Below are 18007 nucleotides of genomic sequence, written 5' to 3' on the forward strand. Positions count from 1 at the left end.
TCGGAGCCCCTCTCGCCTCCAGGAGTCTTCCGAGCCATGAGCGCCGTCGAGGGTACCAACTACTTCTTCCGCAAGGCCGCGCGGATCATGGACGTGGGCACCCCCATCGAGACGCTGCTCGCCACGCCCCTGCGCGAGGTGAAGGTGCAGGTCTCCATCGAGATGGACTCGGGGGAGATTCGCACGTTCCTCGGCTACCGCATTCAACACGACAACAGCCGTGGCCCCATGAAGGGCGGCCTGCGCTACCACCCGCTGCTGGACCAGGACGAGTGCTCGTCGCTCGCGTCGCTGATGACGTGGAAGACGGCCGTCGTGAATGTCCCCTACGGCGGCGCGAAGGGCGGCATCGCCTGCGACCCGTCGCAGCTGTCGCTGAAGGAGCTGGAGCGCCTCACCCGCAAGTTCGTGGACCAGGTGCAGGACGTCATCGGCCCCACGCGTGACATCCCCGCGCCCGACGTCAACACCAACCCGCAGGTGATGGCGTGGATCATGGACCAGTACTCGCGCTACCACGGCCACTCGCCGGCGGTGGTGACGGGCAAGCCGCTGGAGCTCTACGGCTCCAAGGGGCGCGAGGCGGCCACCGGGCGCGGCCTGCTCTACGTGTGCCGTGAAATCATGCGGGACTTGGGCCTCCCGGTGAAGGGCACGCGCTTCGCGCTGCAGGGCTTCGGCAACGTGGGAAGCCACACCGCGCAGCTCCTCTGGGAGGACGGCGGCGTGGTGGTGGCGGTGTCGGACGTGCTGGGCGGCGTGCGCAACCCGCAGGGCCTGGACATCCCCTCCCTCTTCGAGCACGTGAAGCGCACCGGCACGGTGACGGGCTTCGGCGGCGGCACGCCGTGCACCAACGAGGACGTGCTCGCGGCGGACTGCGAGGTCCTCATCCCCGCGGCGCTGGGCCACGTGCTGACGCGTGACAACGCCAACGCGGTGCGCGCCCGGCTGGTCATTGAAGGCGCCAACGGCCCCACCCAGCCGGAGGCGGACGAAATCTTCGAGAAGCGCGGCATCTTCGTGGTGCCGGACGTGCTCGCCAGCGCGGGCGGCGTGACGGTCAGCTACTTCGAGTGGGTGCAGAACCTCCAGCACCTGTCGTGGGAAGAAGAGCGCGTCAACGCGGAGCTGGAGAAGACGATGAAGGAGGCCTACGAGCGCGTGGCTCAGATTGCCCGCTCGCGCAAGGTCTCCATGCGAACGGCCGCCTACATCCTGGCCATCGGCCGGGTGGGCAAGGCCACGGTGCTGCGCGGCATCTGACGCGGCCCGGCACGTCCTCGCCGTGTGTCCTCCGGTGGACGTGCCGCGTTGCGGCGGGACGCTCGGCCGCAGGGCAGCCCGCCGCGTGTCTCTTCCGCCCGGGGCCCGCATCCGGTACACGCGGCCCACATGGTTACGCTCCAGGACATCCTTGCCGCGCGGGAGCGCCTGCGCGAGGTCATCCGCCCCACGCCGTGCCCGCAGTCGGACTACTTCACGGAGAAGACGGAGTGCGCGGCGGTGTTCTTCAAGATGGAGAACCTGCAGCGCACCGGCGCCTTCAAGGAGCGCGGCGCGCTCAACAAGCTGCTGACGCTGACGCCGGACGAGCGGCGCCGGGGCGTCATCGCCGCGTCGGCGGGCAACCACGCGCAGGGCGTGGCGTACAACGCGCTGAGGCTCGGCATCAAAGCGACCATCGTGATGCCGGAGCGCACGCCCCTCATCAAGGTGTCGCGCACGCGTGACGAGTACAAGGCGCGCGTGGTGCTCAAGGGCTCCAACTACGACGACGCCTACGCGGAGGCGCTGCGCATCCAGAAGGAGGAGGGCTCCGTCTTCGTCCACCCCTTCAACGACCCGCACGTCATCGCCGGACAGGGCACCATCGGCCTGGAGTTGCTGGAGCAGTGCCCGGACCTGGAAGTGGTGCTCGTGCCCATTGGCGGCGGCGGGCTCATCTCCGGCGTCGCGTGCGCGCTGAAGGAGAAGAAGCCGGGCATCCGCGTGGTGGGCGTGCAGACGTCCACCATCGCCAGCATGAAGGCCTCCATCGAGGCCGGAAAGCTGATGGACCTCACCGCCGCGGGCACCACGATTGCCGACGGCATCGCCGTGAAGCGCGTGGGCGAGCTCACCTTCCCCATGGTGCGCAAGTACGTGGACGAGGTGGTGGCGGTGGACGAGGAGGAAATCGCGGCCGCCATCCTCACGCTGCTGGAGCAGGAGAAGAGCGTGGTGGAGGGCGCGGGCGCGGTGGGCCTGGCGGCGCTGCTCAGCGGCGACGTGCCGCAGGCGAAGGGCAAGCGCACCGCCATCATCCTCAGCGGCGGCAACATCGACATGAACGTCATCAGCCGCATCATCGAGCGGGGCCTCGTGAAGACGGGGCGCCTGGTGCAGCTCGAGGTGCGGCTGCCGGACCGGCCCGGCATGCTCGCGAAGCTCACCACGCAGGTGGCGGACCTGCGCGCCAACGTGGTGGAAATCCATCACGAGCGCGCCTTCTCCAAGGCGGGCCTGGGCGAGGCCATGGTGGAGGTGACGCTGGAGACCACCGGCCCCGGCCACATCGAGGAGCTGATGCAGTCGCTGCAGCAGCTCGGGTGGCAGGTGGCGCGCAAGTAATCCCTCGTGGGTCTTGCATGACCGCGCGGGGGCTCGGCCATACTGGCGGGCATGCGTGCTTTGCTCGTCGCCCTCGTCCTCGCCGCCGCGCCTCCTCCGTCCGCCCAGAAGGCGAAGGAGCTGGCCGCGAGCCGCGCCTGGGAGGAGTTGTACCTGGCCTTCGCCTCCGGTGACGTGAAGGACGTGCCGGACGCGCAGCGCCGCACCATCTCCGCCGCGCTCCTCAAGGGGTGCGAGGCCCTGCTGGACGAGGACCCGGTGATGGCCTTCTCCCTGGGAGAGCGCGCCACCGTGTACGAGGAGTCCCCCGGCGCGCTGCGGTGCCTGGCCCGCTCGGCGCGCAAGACGGACCAGCGCGCCTCCGCCGAGGCCGCCCTGCGCAGGGGCCTGGAGAAACACCCGAAGGACGGCTCCTTCCCGCTGGAGCTGGGCCGGCTGCTCCTGGAGGAGCAGGACGCGGAAGGGGCGCTGGCGGTGCTGGCGAAGGTGCCGCCCCGCTCGCGCGAGGCCGCCGAGGCGAAGAAGCTGGCTCAGCAGGCCCGCGCGAAGACGAGCGAGGAGGGCGCGGCGCGCAAGGAGGCCGAGCGGCTCGAGCAGCTCATGAATGGCGACGGCACGTCAGCGCCGCGCCCGTCCGGCAAGGAGGGCAAGGAAGGCAAGGAAGGCAAGGAGGGGAAGCAGGGCCGGCAGGGCGTGACGCCGGACGTGGAGCCGGCGGCGGGGCGCGACGAGGACAGGGGCGACATGCGCCGGGTGAGCCTCACCTACGAGTCCGGCACGGACGCGAGCGGCATGCGCACGCGCTCCAACGGGCGCTTCACCATCCGCTACTTCAACAACGCGCGCGACTTCGGCCAGCGCGCCGAGTACGAGGGCCAGATCGTGGCCGCGCTGGACGAGGCCTATGACTTCACCCAGCACATGCTCGGTGAGACACGCCGGGGGTCGGTGGACGTCGTCCTCTACACCCGCGAGGAGTTCTCCCGTCACTTCGGCAAGACGCGGGGCCAGGTCGTCGCGGGGATCTACTCGGATGACGCCATCCGCATCAACGACGCGGCGGAGCTGACCCAGGAGACGCGGGCCACGCTGGTCCACGAGTACGTCCACGCCGTGCTCGACGAGTTCATGAAGATTCCCGAGCAGCCCCTGCCCGTCTGGCTCAACGAGGGGCTGGCCGAGTACGTGGAGTGGCGCTACCTCAAGGTGGAGGTCCCTCGGAGCCGCAACGTGCAGCAGATGATGGTCAGCATGGCCAAGGCCGAGAAGCTGCCTCGCCTGGCGGACCTGGCGACGGTGTCCCTCATCCTCACCCGGAACCCGGACGTTGCCTATGCAACGTCCGCCCTCGCGGTGAAGGAGCTGGTGCGCCGAGGTGGGGTTGAACTGCTCATCACCTTCATCCGGGAGGTGGGTGCGGGAAAGCCCGTCGAGGACGCCCTGCGGGAGCACTACGGGGAAACCCTCGTGGGCCTCGACTGGCGCGTGCAGCAAGGCATCCTGTAGGGGAGGCGGCCAGCCGAGCCCGGTCCATTTGGTTTACCCCTCCCCGGGAGTCCCCTACACTCGCAGCCCCCCATATACGCTGCGACAGGAGCCTGGGTTGTACGCTGTCCGCAGCAAGGTGACGGATGTCGGACACGCGTGCGGCGATGAGAGAATTTCGCTTCCTGGACGAGAAGCGGAAGCTGGGAAGCCTGTCTCCCATTGAGGAGGCTCGTTGGAACGAGCTGCGCGGGCTCCTGGGCATCCAGGACTCGGCCGCCGTGCCCGATGCCTCCTGGCAGCAGCAGGCGCCACAGGGCTACTACGGCGCTGACGGCCAGTGGTACGCCTACCCCGCCCAGGCCTATGAGCAGCAGCCGCAGGGCTACTACGGCGCCGACGGCCAGTGGTACGCCTACCCCGCCCAGGCCTACGCGCAGCAGCCGCAGGGCTACTACGGCGCCGACGGCCAGTGGTACGCCTACCCCGCCCAGGCCTACGCGCAGCCGGGCTACGACCCGAACCAGGCGTATGCGCAGCCGGGCTACGACCCGAATCAGGCCTACGCACAGCCGGGCTATGACCCGAACCAGGGCTACGCGCAGCCCGGTTACGACCCGAACGCGTACGCCCAGCCGGGGTACGACCCGAACCAGGGCTATGCGCAGCAGGGCTATGACCCGAACGCGCAGGCCTACGCGGGCTACCCGCAGCAGGGAGGGTACGATCCAAACGCGCAGGCGTATGCGCAGCCGGGGTACGACCCGAACGCGCAGGGCTATGACCCGAACGCGCAGCAGGCGTATGCCGGGTGGTCGGCCGATCCGAACGCGCAGCAAGGCTATGCCGCGGACCCCGCGCAGCAGCAGGCCTATGCGGGCTATGCGCAGCCGCAGCCCTACCCCGACCATGCGCCGCAGGACCCGAACGCCTATGCGCCCCAGGCTCCGGTCGAGCAGGACGCCCTGGCCCTCAGCGCGGACGACATCGACATCCCCGCGCTGAGCGAGCCCGCGCCGTGGATGACTCCGGCCGCCACCACGGCGGCACCGGAGCAGGAAGCGCAGCAGCCCGCCGCCGCGGCCTCCTCCGAGGACGTGCTGGAGGTGACGGAAGGCGATGTGGCGGTGGACGCCACGCCGGATCCGTCCGCCTCGTTCGCGGACGTCACCGCGGACCTGATGGAGTCGGAGCCGGGCGCCGCGCCGCAGTCGATGCCGGTGGTCACCGCGGAGGAGGACTTCTCCTCGGTCGGCGAGCCGGAGCAGGCGCCGGCTCCTGCTGCCAGCGCCGAGGAAGCATCGCTGGAGGCGTCGTTCGCCGACCTGTCGATGGAGGTCGAATCGGCGCCCGAGACTCCGGCCGCGCCCGTGGCCTCCGCGGATGGGGAGCAGTCCGCCTCCGAGCTGGAGGTGGCCTCGTCCGAGGTCGAGCTGGTCGACGCGACGGCGGAGAGCGAGCCGCTGCTGGCCGAGGAGCTCACGCCCGCGCCCATGGACGATGCGTGGGCATCCGCCCCGCTCGCGGTGGAGGCCACGCAGGCCGAGGTTGCCGACGCGGGTGACATCATCGACGTCGCGGAGCTCGCGGAGGCCACTCCGGCCGCGGATGGCGCCGTGGAGCTCATGGCCCAGGACGCGGACGTGGTCACCGAGGCGGAGGCCGGGGACGCGGAGATTCCGCTCGATGCCTCCGACATGCTCGAGCCCGTGTCCGCGGACGAGGTGACTCCGATCGCGGAGAGCGGGAGCGAGTGGAGCGCTGCGTCCGACGTGGCTCCGGCTACCGAAGCCGCTGCGAGCGAGTGGAGCACTGCGTCCGAAGTGGCTCCGGCCTCCGAGGCCGCTGCGAGCGAGTGGAGTGATGCGTCCGAGGTGGCTCCGGCTACCGAGGCCACTGCGAGCGAGTGGAGTGATGCGTCCGAGGTGGCTCCAGATACCTCTGCTGCGGCCGAGTGGAGCGATTCGGCCGAGGCGGCTCCGGATACCTCTGCTGCGGCCGAGTGGAGTGCTTCGGCCGAGGTAACTCCGGCCACCGAAAGCGCCGCGAGCGAGTGGAGCGCGGGCGAAGCAACTGAGGGTGCAGCCAGCTCGTGGGACGCGAGCGCTTCGGCCGAGCCCTCTGCGGTCGCGGAGAGCTCGAGCGAGTGGAGTGCTTCGGCCGAGACGACTCCGGCCACCGAAAACGCGCCGGGCGAGTGGAGCACGGGCGAGGAGACTCCGGTCGCGGAGACTGCGGCCGGCGAGTGGAGCTCGGGAGAAGCGGCTCCGGTTGCCGAAGCTGTGGCCACCGAGTGGAGCACGGGCGAGGAGACTCCGGTCGCGGAGACTGCGGCCGGCGAGTGGAGCACGAGCGAAGCGGCTCCGGTTGCCGATGCTGTGGCCACCGAGTGGAGCTCGGGCGAAGCGGCTCCTGTTACCGAGGTTGCAGACACCGAGTGGAGTGCGGACAGCGCGGCTCCGGCTGTCGATGCTGCGGCCACCGAGTGGAGCACGGGCGAAGCGACGCCGGTTGCCGAGAACGCGGCCACCGAGTGGAGCACGAGCGAAACGACGCCGGTTGCCGAGAACGCGGTCAGCGAGTGGAGCGCGGGCGAGGAGACTCCGACCGCGGAGACGACCGCGAGCACATGGGACACGGGTACTGCGGCCGAGACGACTTCCGACGCTGAGGCAATGTGGGACACGGGCACCCCGGCTGACGTGACTCCTGTTGCGGAAGCGACCCCGGACACCTGGACCGCTGAAGCCTCTGCCGAGGCGACTCCGGCTGTTGAGGCTTCGGAAGGAGCCTGGGGCGCGGACAGCGCGGCCACCGAGTGGAACGCGGGCACGTCGAGCGAGACGACTTCGTTCGCCGAGAGCGCGTCGAGCACCTGGGACGCGGGAATTCCGGCAGAGACTCAGGCCTCCGCGGAGCTCGGCGTCTCCGCCGAGAACGCGACGATTCCGGCGAGCGTGGAGGTCGAGAGCGCTTCGGAGGACCTGTCGGGCGTGGCGGAGATTGCCCTCGACGCTTCTGACGTGACCGAGGCCGCGCAGGCGGAGATTGCCCTCGACGCCTCCGACGTGACCGAGGCCGATGCCTCGGCCGCCGCTCAGGACAACACGGGCGCGACGTGGGAGCAGAACACGCCCGCGGGCTCCGAGGAGATTGCACTCGACGCCTCCGACGTGAGCGAGGAGCCCGCTGCCACTCCGTCCTTCGGCGCTGAAGAGAACGTGCCCACGATGGAGCTGAGCGCGGCCGACGCCACTCAGGAGCCGTCGCTCGATGTCATGGACATCGAGTCGGCTCCCGAGAGCACGGAGCCGCCCACGCTCGACGTCGCCGACCTCGGCGCGGAGGCGGAGCCCGCTCCGGCCGGGTCTCCGTTCGCGGCCTCGGACGTGCCGTCGCTCGAGATTCGCCCGGTGCAGGTGGGCCCGGACCTTCAGGCCGACACGCTCGAGGTCGCGGGGGGCTCCGGCTCGCCCGCCGCTCACGAGTACGCGGGCCCGCCGTCCGCGCAGGAGATGTTCGACCTGAGCGGCAATCCCGAAGAGGCGGTGCCGCTCGCCGCCGCGGGCGAGTTCGTGGAGTACCGCAGCTTCACGTCCACCGACGACCGTGGCGTGGAGCTCCGGAGCGAGAGCCCGTCCACGGTTGCCAGCTGGAGCTCGGACTCGGCGGATGCGATGCCGCTCGTGAGCGAGGAGCAGTCCACCAGCTCCGACTGGAGTGCGAGCTCCGCGGACGCAGTGCCGCTCGCGAGCAATGCGGACTTCGTGTCGGAGATGGGCACGGCCGGCCAGTCCTGGAACAACACCACCGAGGACTCGGCGGCCATCGAGCTGCAGCCCGAGTGGGCATCGGCCTCCGAGCCGTCCACCACGGATGCCTCGACCTCCGAGTGGAGCGCGACGGGTGACGCGCCCGCCAGCGCGGCGCCTGCCGCCGAGTGGGAGACGCCGGTCGCCGAGGCCACGCCCGCCGAGGAGTCCGCACCGGTCGAGCTCCAGGCCGAGTGGGCCACGCCCATCGAAGAGGCGCCGCTCGAGGCAACGCCCGAGGCCGCACAGCCCGAATGGGCCACGGCTGCACCCGAGAGCACGCAGCCCGAATGGGCCACGCCCGAGGCTCAGCCCGAGTGGGCCACGCCCACTGAAGAAGTCCCCGCCGAGGCGGTCCAGCCCGAGTGGGCCACGCCCGCCGAGGAGGTTCCGGTCGAGGCGGTGCAGCCCGAGTGGGCCACGCCCGCCGAGGACACCGCATCCGCGCAGTCACAGTGGGCCCCCCCCGCCAGCGAAGACGCCGCCGTGACGGCCCAGCCCGAGTGGGCCGCCCCGGTCGAGGAGCTGCCTGCGGACGCCGTCCAGGCCGAGTGGTCGTCCCCCGCCGCGGAGGCTCCTGCCCAGCCCGAGTGGGCCGCCCCTGTCGAGGAGCTGCCCGCCGATGCCGTCCAGGCCGAGTGGTCGACTCCTGCCGGCGAGGCCCCTGCCCAGCCTGAATGGGCCGCTTCCGCCACAGAGACCGCGCAGCCCGAGTGGGCCACGCCCGTCGAGGAGCTGCCCGCCGACGCCGTCCAGGGCGAGTGGGCCGAGCCCGCTGCCGAGGCCCCTGCGCAGCCCGAGTGGAGCGCGGCCGAGGAAGTCGCCACCGAGGACGTCCAGGCCGAGTGGGCCGAGCCCGCTGCCGAGGCCACTCCCACGACGGCCCAGGCCCAGTGGAGCGCCCCCGCCGCCGAGGCAGCGCAACCCGAGTGGGCTGCTCCCGTCGAGGAGCTCCCCGCCGACGCCGTCCAGGCCGAGTGGAGCACGGACGCCGCGGACCCAGGCGCCCAGCCTGAGTGGGCCGCTCCCGCCGCCGAGGCCGCCCAGCCCGAGTGGGCCGCGCCCGTCGAGGAGCTCGCTCCCGAGGACGTGCAGGCCGAGTGGGCCGAGCCCACGGCCGACGGCACCCAGAACGCCCAGCCTGAGTGGAACGCCACCGCCGTGGCGCCTGCGCAGCCCGAGTGGAGCGCGCCCGCCGCCGAGGCCGCCCAGCCCGAGTGGGCCGCCCCCGTGGAGGAGCTGCCCGCCGACGCCGTCCAGGCCGAGTGGGCCACGCCCGGCGCCGAGGCCGCTCCGGAAGAGGTCCAGCCCGAGTGGGTGACGACGGAGTCCGAACCCGCCCCCGCGTGGAGCGCGCAGCAGCCCGCCGCCGAGTGGAGCGAGACTCCCGCCGAGGAGATCTCCCTCGCGGACGCGCCAGTCGAGGCCGAGTGGAGCTCCACGCCCGCCCAGACGGCCTCGTCCTTCAGCGCGCCCGCCGAGTCGGTGCCGTGGGAGCAGGAGCCGCCGCCTCCGCCGGCCTGGCAGTCCCGCGCCAGCGCCTTCGACACCGCGCCGCAGGACTTCTCCGCGACCGAGCCCGAGTCCGTGGACGTCAGCTTCGACGCCACGCCCGCGGCCACCGTCGAGGAGGAAGTCCCGGTGGAGCTCGAGCAGGAGCTCGCGGAAATCGACCTCGTGGAGGAGTCCGTGGAGCCGCCTCCCGCGGTCTACACGCCGCCGCCTCCGCCCGCGCCGCCCGCTCCCGTCATGGCCGCGGCCACCGTGGCCTCCGCCGTGCGGACTCCCGCCAGCGCCGCCCCGGCGTCCCGCATCTCCACGAGCACGCCCGTCGTTCCGCCCGCGGCCGCCCCGAGCGCCCGGGCTTCCGGCTCCGTGCCCGCGGTGACGGCCACACGGGCCTCCGGTTCCGTGCCGGCCGTGGCTCCCCCCGTGGCCGAGCCCACGCCGCCGACGCCCGCCAACCAGGTGCGCGCCGCGCGTGACCCGCTCTTCCCCCAGCCGGCCGTGGCGGACTCGGCGCCCTTCACCTCCTTCGTGGAGGGCGAGCACCGCGTCATCATCCACACCGTCGAGGGACAGGTGAAGCGCGGCACCATCCGCGACGCGGACCTGCTCGACGAGGTCATCTCCCTGGAGCAGCAGACCGGCTACGCGCCCGAGCAGATTCCCGGCAAGCGCGTGAAGGCCATCTTCTTCATGCTCACCGCCGGCGCGCGCCAGCCGCAGGCCGAGGGCCAGAAGATTCGCGTCACCTTCAACGACGGCCGCCAGGTCGCGGGCTTCTCGCAGGACTTCAAGGGCGCCACCCCGGGCTTCTTCGTCATCCCCGCGGACCAGCGCACCAACACCGCCCGCATCTTCATCTACCGCTCCAGCGTGCAGGCCGTGGCCGAGGGCTGAACGCGCCCGAAGCCCACCCGCCCGCGAAACGAAAAAGGGGCCCCCACCACAGTGGTGGGAGGCCCCTTCGTCGTTCAGAGCGGCAATCTTCAGCACCAAATGAAAGAGGGGCCTCCCGCGTGGGAGACCCCTCCGTCGTTCAGCGAGAGTGCTCGCTGCGGACGACTACTTCTTGTCCGTGGCCGTGGCCGGAGCCGCCGGCTTGGCGGCCGCGTCGGCCTTCTTCACCAGCTCGAGCTCCAGGTTCACGGTGACTTCCTCACCCACCGCCACGCCGCCCGTCTCGAGCGCCTGGTTGTAGGTCAGGCCGAAGTCCTTGCGGTTCAGCTTCGTGGTGGCGGCCACGCCGGTGCGGGTGTTGCCCCAGGGGTCCTTCGCCTCCTTGGAGGGGCCCTCGACGTCGAGGACGACGGACTTGGTGACGCCGTGCATGGTCAGGTCGCCGGTGACCTTCAGCTTGCCCGCGCCGGCCTTCGCTACCTTCGTCGACTTGAAGGTGATGGTCGGGTACTGGGCCACGTTGAAGAAGTCAGGCGACTTCAGGTGCTCGTCGCGCTTGCCGTTGCCGGTGTTGATGCCGTTCACGTCGATGGTCGCCTCGACGGTGGACTTGGTGATGTCCTTGTCGTCCAGGTTGACGGCGCCCTTCACCTCACCCAGCGAGCCCTTCACGTTCGACACCATCATGTGCCGCACGGAAAAGCCGGCGGCGGAGTGCGCGCCGTCTACGTCCCAGGCGGAGGCCAGGGCCAGCGACGGGAGGGCGAACATCAGGGCAACAGCGCTCTTCACAGAGGTCTTCATGGGGGTGTGCTCCTTGGGGTACAGCGGTTTCAAGCGCGCAGCGCGAAGCTGCGCATCGACAGGGTTCCGTGATGGAAGCCCTCGAATACGGGGGTGAGTCTGTCCTCGGGGAGGGCTGCGCCGAGGGCGAAATACAGCGGCATCAGGTGTTCGGCTCTTGGATGCGCGAGCCGTGCATTCGGTGCATCCAACCACTGCTGCAGGCCGGAGAAGTCCCGCGCCTCCAGCTTCCGCGCAATCCAACCATCAAAGGCCTGGGCCCACGGCTCCACGGACGCGTTCTTCTCGTGGAAATTCAGCCGGCGCAAGTTGTGGACGATGCCGCCGCTGCCCATCAGCAGCACGCCCTGCGCGCGCAGCGGACGCAGCACCTCGCCCATCCGTGCCACTTCGGCCGGGCTCGCTCCATACGGCATCGATACCTGCACCACCGGCAGCGTCGCCTGCGGGAAGGCGTGGAGCAACGGCACCCAGGCGCCGTGGTCCAGCCCCCGCTCCGCATCCGCCACAGCAGGCAGCCCGGCGTCCTTCAGCCGCGCCACCACGTCCGAGGCCAGCGCGGGCGCTCCCGGCGCCGCGTACTTCAGCCGGTAGAGCGGCTCCGGAAAGCCATAGAAGTCATAGATGAGCGGGGGCTGGGCGCTCGCCGAGACGCGCACCTCGCCCTCCGTCTCCCAGTGCGCCGACACCACCACCAGCGCCCGCGCCGCCGCCGCGCTGTCGCCAAAGGCCTTCAGCGCCTTCGGGTAGTCGTCCGAGTCCAGCGCCACCATGGGAGAGCCGTGGGATACGAACAGCGCCGGAGCCATCGCCCGGCTGCCCGCCTGGCCCGCGCCAAGCGCCCCGGCCACTCCCACGGCCGCCGCCCCTTGCAGTACCTCGCGCCTGTCCAGTCCGTCGCCCATGATGGGCGCCATCTAGTGCAACCCCGAGACCAGGACACGCGACATGCCAAACCCCTGGAATCACTCCACTCCCTTGGCGGCGCGTGCAAGAGGACTCTCATAACGATAGATAGACAACTCACTCTGGAAGGGAGCAGTACACCGTGGCTGGCGGATTCGAGCTGGGCTTGAACGAGCTGTTGTCCTTCGAACCTGGGGGCGGCCTCATCCACTTCGCCGGGCAGCGGGCCATGCTGATGGACCCGGTGGCGCTGGGGCTCTTGCGCAAGGAGCTCATCGACCTGCTGGGGATGACGGCGGCGCGCGGCATCTTCACGCGCCTGGGTTACGCGCACGGCTGGCGGACTGCGGAGGCGCTCAAGAAGGCGGTGCCCTGGCCGGATGAGTCCGTCTGGCGCCGGGCCGGCGGCCGTATCCACACCCTCCAGGGGCAGGTCCGCATGGAGCGCGTGGAGCGCAAGCCCGAGGAGGGCCCGGAGCCCTTCGCCGAAGCGCTATGGCGCGACTCCTACGAGGCCGAGCAACACCTGCTGCACCTGGGCCAGGCGGACCAGCCGGTGTGCTGGAGCCTCACCGGCTTCGCGTCCGGGTACATGAGCTACGTCAACGGCAAGCCCATCTACGGCACGGAATTGCGCTGCGTGGGCCGGGGCGACGCGGCCTGCCACTTCGTGGGCCGCCCCGCCGAGGAGTGGAGCACCGAGTGCACCGAGGTGCTGCGCTTCTATGAGACGCAGTGCATGGAGGGCGTGCTGGCGCAGGTGACGGACGCGCTGAAGCAGGCCGAGCGCAAGCTGCGCGCGAAGCGCCAGTCGCTGGCGCGCGCGGGCGTGACGGAGGACCCGGCCGGCATGGTGGCGCGCTCCGAGTCCATGCAGCGGGTCATCAACCTGGCGCGCCGCGCGGCGAAGGTGGACTCCACGGTGCTCGTCACCGGCGAGAGCGGCGTGGGCAAGGAGCGGATTGCGCACCTCATCCACGACGAGTCCAGCCGCGCGCACAAGGCCTTCGTCGCCGTCAACTGCGCGGCCGTCACCGAGAGCCTGCTGGAGAGCGAGCTGTTCGGCCACGCGCGCGGCGCCTTCACCGGCGCCACCCATGACCGCGCGGGCCTCTTCGAGGCGGCCCACGGCGGCACCCTCTTCCTCGACGAGGTGGGCGAGGTGCCGCCGTCCATGCAGGCCAAGCTCCTGCGCGCCTTGCAGGAGAAGGAGGTGCGGCGCGTGGGCGAGAACAACAGCCGCAAGGTGGACGTGCGCGTGGTGGCCGCCACCAACCGGGACCTCGCCGAGGAGGTGCGCCTGGGCCGCTTCCGGCAGGACCTCTACTACCGCCTGCGCGTCATCGAGCTGAAGATTCCTCCGCTGCGCGAGCGGCGCGAGGACATCCTCCCCCTGGCGCGGCTGCTGCTCGCGGAGGCCTCGGAGCGGCTGGGGCGCAAGGTGGCGGCGCTGTCTCCCGAGGCCGCGGACCAGCTCTTGCGCTACGGCTGGCCCGGCAACGTGCGCGAGCTGGGCAACGCGGTGGAGCGCGCGGTGGCCCTGTGCGAGGGCCAACGCGTGGAGCGCGAGGACTTGCCGGAAGAGGTCCGCGCCGCGCCGCCCAGCCTCGTGCCCACCGGCAACCCTCGCCGGCTGGAGGACATGGAGAAGGAGTACATCCTCGCGGTGCTGGCCCAGAATGGCGGCAACCGCGCTCGCACCGCCGAGCAGCTCGACATCGGCGTGGCCACGCTCTACCGCAAGCTCAAGCAGTACGGGCACCCCGAGGCCGCGCACTGAGCGCGGCCGTCCGGCGATGCCTTCGTCCCGCGCTCAGTTGAGGTACTGGTCCCGGTCCGGGCGGCTCTGGTTCTTCGGCACCACGCGCAGGTGCTTGGACCGGTCCTTGAGCTGCCGCTGCAGGCGCCAGTGCTGGAAGTGCAGCATCAGCCGGCGCGGGTTGGCGCCGCGCACGTAGGCGAACACCAGGAGCAGCGCCAGCACCTGCGGAATCTGGCTGTAGAAGCCAATCGTCAGGATGCGCAGCACGACGAAGCCCACGCCGATGGCGGCGAACGCATTGCCCGACAGGGGGATGCCCCAGAAGTTCGTCTCGCCCCGGCCAATGGTCAGCCCGTAGGCCACCCACAACACCGAGCACATCACCCAGCCGCCGCGGTAGCCGCCCGGCAGGAGGAAGAAGAAGCTCAACAGCGCGGTGAGCACACCCGCCAGCGCCGTGCACCCCACGGCCGCCACGAGCAACCGCTTCGAGCCCCACGTCTGCTCCAGCCAGCCGCCGATGGACCAGAGGAGAATCGCCCCGAAGATGATGCTGATGGGGTCATCCTCGATGAAGGCGTACGTCAGCGGCTGCCACAGGAAGAGCTGGCGGAAGACGGCGTCCGGATAGAGCAGGAGCAGCGGCGCCTGGTTCCCAATCCGGGCCGCCAGCAGGAACAGGGCGGAGCCCACCACGAACGCGGCAGTCAGCTTGGACGCCGTCGTATCCAGGCCGGGCAGCCCGCCACCACCCCTGCCGCCGAAGCCGCGCATCGGTCGCATTCAGTACTCCTCCCACTCGCCGAACGTAGAGCCGACCAAAGGTGGTGGAACCCCGGCCGCTTCGCAACCCCAAACGACAGAGAGCGCCCATCCCCGTCACCAGGGAGAGCGCCCTCGCACACCGACTCTTCCTACCGCCGTGGGGCCGCTCAGGCCTTCGGCTTGTAGAAGAGCGTGATGGTCAGACAGTGGAACTCCTTGTCGGAGGACTGCGTCACCACTCTGTCCACCACTTCGACGTTGGGGTTTTCCTTGAGCCACTTGGTGATGTTCTCACCCATGTTCTCGCGATCCCTCGCGAGAGTGGTGGAGAACACCTTGACTCCCGTGAAGCTGATAACGCCCATTCCGACCCTCGTCTAAACCAGAGATTCTGGACGTTTACCCCGAGACGATTCCACCTTCAAGAAACGGGGCCGACAATCCGGCCCCGGCGCGTCCGGCTGGACACCGCTCCCACCCGGGGACGGAGGGCCCGCCGTTCTTCGTCGGACAGTAGGCGGGGGCTGGCCCGGGCCGCCCGGGGGACGGCGCGGGGCCCGAGCCCGGGACTTCACCGGCTGCCGGCGGCCTTGCGCGTCAGGCAGGCGACCTCGTCCTTGCACGCGGGGCCGATGCCCTCGGGGTGCGCGTGGAAGGGCGTCTTGTCGCTCTCCTCCACGCCACACACCACGCACTTGCGCTTGCGGTTGCGGCGCTCGGCGCGGCGCTGCTCGGCGATGGCCTTGGCCCGCTCACGAGCCGTCTTCGCGTCCACCTCGTTGCTCATCTCGCGTCCCGTGTCTTGTGCGGCCATCAGAGCGCCTCGACCAGCACCGCGATGCCCTGGCCACCGCCGATGCAGGCGGACCCGATACCATAGCGCGCGCCGCGGCGCTTCAGCTCGTACACCAGCGTGGTGGTGATGCGCGCCCCGGAGGCCCCCAGCGGGTGGCCCACGGCGATGGCGCCGCCGTTGACGTTCGTCCTGTCACGCGGCAGGCCCAGCTCCTTCTCCACCGCGAGGTACTGCGGCGCGAAGGCCTCGTTCACCTCGAAGAGGTCCACGTCGGACAGCTGGCACTGCGCGCGCTCCAGCAGCCGGCGGATGGCCGGCGCGGGGCCAATGCCCATGATTTTCGGGTCGCACCCGGAGATGCCCCAGTTGACGAGCCGGGCGATGGGCTTGAGGCCGTGCTTCTCCACGAAGCTCCGCGCCGCCATCACCATGGAGCCGGCGCCGTCGCAGATGCCGCTGGCCGCGCCCGCGTGCACCACGCCGTCCTTCTTGAAGACCTTGGGCAGCTTGCGCAGCCCCTCCACCGTGGTGTCCGGGCGGTTGTGCTCGTCCTTCGCGACGACGGTGTCGCCCTTCTTCCCCTTGAGGGTGACGGGGGCAATCTCGTCGTTGAAGCGGCCCGCCTCCTGCGCGGCGGCGAAGCGCTTCTGGGTGAGGACGGCGTACTCGTCCACCTGGTCCTGCGTGAGCGCGTAGTCCACCGCGAGCTGCTCGGCGGTGAGCGCCATGGCCTGGCCGGTGTAGCTGTCCGTGAGGGCCGTCCAGAGCATGTCCTCCAGGTTGCCCTTGCCCAGCGGCAGGCCCCAGCGGGCGCCGCGGATGACGTGGGGCGCCTGGCTCATGGACTCGGTGCCGCCGGCCAGCACGACGCTCGCCTGCTCGGTGAGCATCATCTCCGCCGCGGTGACGAAGGCCTGGAAGCCGGAGCCGCACAGCCGGTTGACGCCGAGCGCGGGCACCGGGACGGGCACACCGGTGCGCAGGCCCACGTGGCGCGGCAGGTAGATGGCATCCGAGCTGGTCTGCACCACGTTGCCGTAGACGACGTGCTGGACGTCCTCGGGGGACACCTTCGCCTGGGCGAGGGCCGCCTTCGCCGACTCCACGGCGAGGTCGGTGGCGCTGAGGTCCTTCAGGCTGCCCCCGTAGGTTCCGAACGGGGTGCGCTTGCCGGACAGGAAGTAGATCTCCTCGGTCTTGGACACGCTCTTCATGGTGGTCGTCTACCTACTCTCAACGGGCGCGCGGTGCACGCACGCCGTGACGTCGTGATGTGTATGCCCGGGTCGTCAGGGCCCCCGCTTGCCCAGGAAGGCGCTGGCGACGATGGCCAACGCCATGACGGTCCACAGGAAACCCTGGAGGTTCTGCCGCCGAATCTCCTTGCGGCCGAGCCCCTGGTACCAGGAACGCCCGGCCTCCACGCGGCCTTCCCAGGTGAAGTCGCCCTTGGGGCTGAAGCCCTCCAGGCGGCGCAGGTGGGCGCGCAGCAGGCGCTCCGGCGAAGCGTCCTCCAGTGAACCCGAGCGATAGACGCCGGGGACCTCCAGGGCGGGGCGGCGGTAACCGGCGGTGATGACGAAGCCTTCCGGCGCCACCGGGGTGAGGAGGTAGAGCCGGGGCGCGTCGTCCTGGGCCAGGTGCAGCGTGGCGAAGACGCGCTCGCCCGGGTGGGCCCAGTCGTAGGAGCGCGTGGCCTTCTGGAGACGGGGCTTCTCCTCGTGACTGCCGAGCGGCACGAAGCCGAGCGCCTTCAGTTGTGTGGCCAGGGACTCCAGTTCCACGGGCAGGTCCATCTGGTCGGCGGGGGCCTCGGGCTCCACGCGGACGCTGGCGGGGAAGAGGAAGAGGATGGCGCGCCAGAGGTTGAGCGACAGCAGGACGATGGCGAGCACGAGGCCGGCGACGGCGATGCCCAGCTCGACGAGGACGTTCATGCGGGGAGGACCTCGAAGAAGTCGGGCTTCAGCGCCGGGAGGCGGTCGACGGCAGATGGCTCCAGCGCTCGAGGTCCACCTGGGAGAGGGGGTCCTCGCCACGCAGGTACTGCTCCAGGTGGCCGAGCGAGTCCACGCCGAAGAAGACCTCGTTGTCCACGAGGATGCTGGGCACGCCGAACGCTCCGGCGGCGAGCGCCTCCTCCGTGTTGCGGCGCACGCGGTCCTTCACCTCCTGCGTCTGCGCGGCGGCGAGCAGCACCGAAGCGTCGAGCCCCGCGGCCTGGATGGCGGCGGACACGGCCTCGGGTGACTCGGCGCCCTTCCCTCCTCCCCACGTGGAGGCATAGAGGGCGGACACCAGCCGGCTCCGGGCCTCCCAGTCGTCCACGGCCGCCGTCACACGCAGCGCGAGCAGCGGGTTGAACGGATGCGACGGCGGCGGCACCAGCGGCACGCCGAACCCGTGCGCGATGCGGAACGTGTGCTTGAAGACGTAGACGCGCTTGGGCGGAATCTCCGCCGGCCCCACGCTGCCGAGCGCGTTGAGCAGGCCCGCCAGCAGCACCGGCACCGGCTCCACCACGCGGCCATGCCGCGCGGCGATGGCGGGCATGCGCGTCCACGCGAGGTAGGCGTACGGGGACAGGTAGTCCAGACAGAAGCGCAGGGGAGCAGGGGCCATGCGGCTACTCTAACGCCGCCGCTGGGGGATGCGCGGTAC

13 protein-coding genes are annotated in these 18007 nt (G+C 70.8%); 5 read left to right on the plus strand and 8 right to left on the minus strand.

The window, feature by feature from the left end:
• Positions 1-36: 36 nt before the first annotated feature.
• The 4 genes from ACVTJA_RS41230 (at position 37) to ACVTJA_RS41245 (ending at position 10313) form a co-directional block, all read left to right on the plus strand.
• The gene (locus ACVTJA_RS41230; RefSeq protein ID WP_465828827.1) at positions 37-1266 is read left to right on the plus strand and encodes a Glu/Leu/Phe/Val family dehydrogenase; all 1230 of its coding nucleotides are present in this window, start codon (positions 37-39) and stop codon (positions 1264-1266) included.
• Positions 1267-1395: 129 nt separating this feature from the next.
• Positions 1396-2613, plus strand: a complete 1218-nt coding sequence (gene ilvA, locus ACVTJA_RS41235) for a threonine ammonia-lyase (protein WP_465828828.1) — start codon at positions 1396-1398, stop codon at positions 2611-2613.
• A gap of 51 nt (positions 2614-2664) precedes the next feature.
• Entirely contained in the window at positions 2665-4119 is a 1455-nt protein-coding gene (locus ACVTJA_RS41240; protein ID WP_465828830.1) for a peptidase MA family metallohydrolase, read from the plus strand.
• 125 nt (positions 4120-4244) lie between these two features.
• On the plus strand, positions 4245-10313 hold the full coding sequence (locus tag ACVTJA_RS41245) for a DUF6982 domain-containing protein (RefSeq protein WP_465828832.1): 6069 nt from the start codon (positions 4245-4247) through the stop codon (positions 10311-10313).
• A gap of 165 nt (positions 10314-10478) precedes the next feature.
• Here ACVTJA_RS41245 and ACVTJA_RS41250 read toward each other — a convergent pair whose 3' ends face one another.
• Both ACVTJA_RS41250 and ACVTJA_RS41255 read right to left on the minus strand, forming a co-directional pair.
• Positions 10479-11117: a YceI family protein gene (locus ACVTJA_RS41250; RefSeq protein ID WP_465828833.1), complete on the minus strand. Its 639-nt coding sequence runs from the start codon at positions 11115-11117 to the stop codon at positions 10479-10481.
• A gap of 29 nt (positions 11118-11146) precedes the next feature.
• Entirely contained in the window at positions 11147-12022 is an 876-nt protein-coding gene (locus tag ACVTJA_RS41255) for a DODA-type extradiol aromatic ring-opening family dioxygenase (RefSeq protein WP_465828835.1), read from the minus strand.
• A gap of 143 nt (positions 12023-12165) precedes the next feature.
• On the opposite strand from ACVTJA_RS41255, the gene ACVTJA_RS41260 reads away from it, so the two are divergent.
• Complete coding sequence (locus ACVTJA_RS41260; RefSeq protein ID WP_465828837.1) at positions 12166-13803, plus strand: sigma 54-interacting transcriptional regulator; 1638 nt, start codon at positions 12166-12168, stop codon at positions 13801-13803.
• 33 nt (positions 13804-13836) lie between these two features.
• On the opposite strand, the gene ACVTJA_RS41265 is transcribed toward ACVTJA_RS41260, so the two are convergent.
• The 6 genes from ACVTJA_RS41265 to ACVTJA_RS41290 form a co-directional block, all read right to left on the minus strand.
• Positions 13837-14568, minus strand: coding sequence for a rhomboid family intramembrane serine protease (locus ACVTJA_RS41265; protein WP_465828839.1), 732 nt, complete (start codon positions 14566-14568; stop codon positions 13837-13839).
• A gap of 149 nt (positions 14569-14717) precedes the next feature.
• A complete protein-coding gene (locus ACVTJA_RS41270) occupies positions 14718-14915 on the minus strand; it encodes a hypothetical protein (RefSeq protein ID WP_163995518.1) in 198 nt (65 codons plus the stop codon).
• A 206-nt stretch (positions 14916-15121) separates the two neighbouring features.
• Positions 15122-15337 (minus strand): hypothetical protein, encoded by a 216-nt coding sequence (locus ACVTJA_RS41275; RefSeq protein WP_465840645.1) that lies wholly within the window; start codon positions 15335-15337, stop codon positions 15122-15124.
• A gap of 26 nt (positions 15338-15363) precedes the next feature.
• Positions 15364-16560, minus strand: a complete 1197-nt coding sequence (locus tag ACVTJA_RS41280) for an acetyl-CoA C-acetyltransferase (RefSeq protein WP_465828841.1) — start codon at positions 16558-16560, stop codon at positions 15364-15366.
• A 75-nt stretch (positions 16561-16635) separates the two neighbouring features.
• Complete coding sequence (locus ACVTJA_RS41285; protein ID WP_465828842.1) at positions 16636-17283, minus strand: hypothetical protein; 648 nt, start codon at positions 17281-17283, stop codon at positions 16636-16638.
• 28 nt (positions 17284-17311) lie between these two features.
• Positions 17312-17968 carry a DsbA family protein gene (locus ACVTJA_RS41290; protein WP_465828843.1) on the minus strand — a complete coding sequence of 219 codons (657 nt, stop codon included), beginning with the start codon at positions 17966-17968 and terminating at the stop codon, positions 17312-17314.
• Positions 17969-18007: the final 39 nt, after the last annotated feature.

The sequence above is a fragment of the Pyxidicoccus sp. M6 genome, from assembly GCF_055568925.1.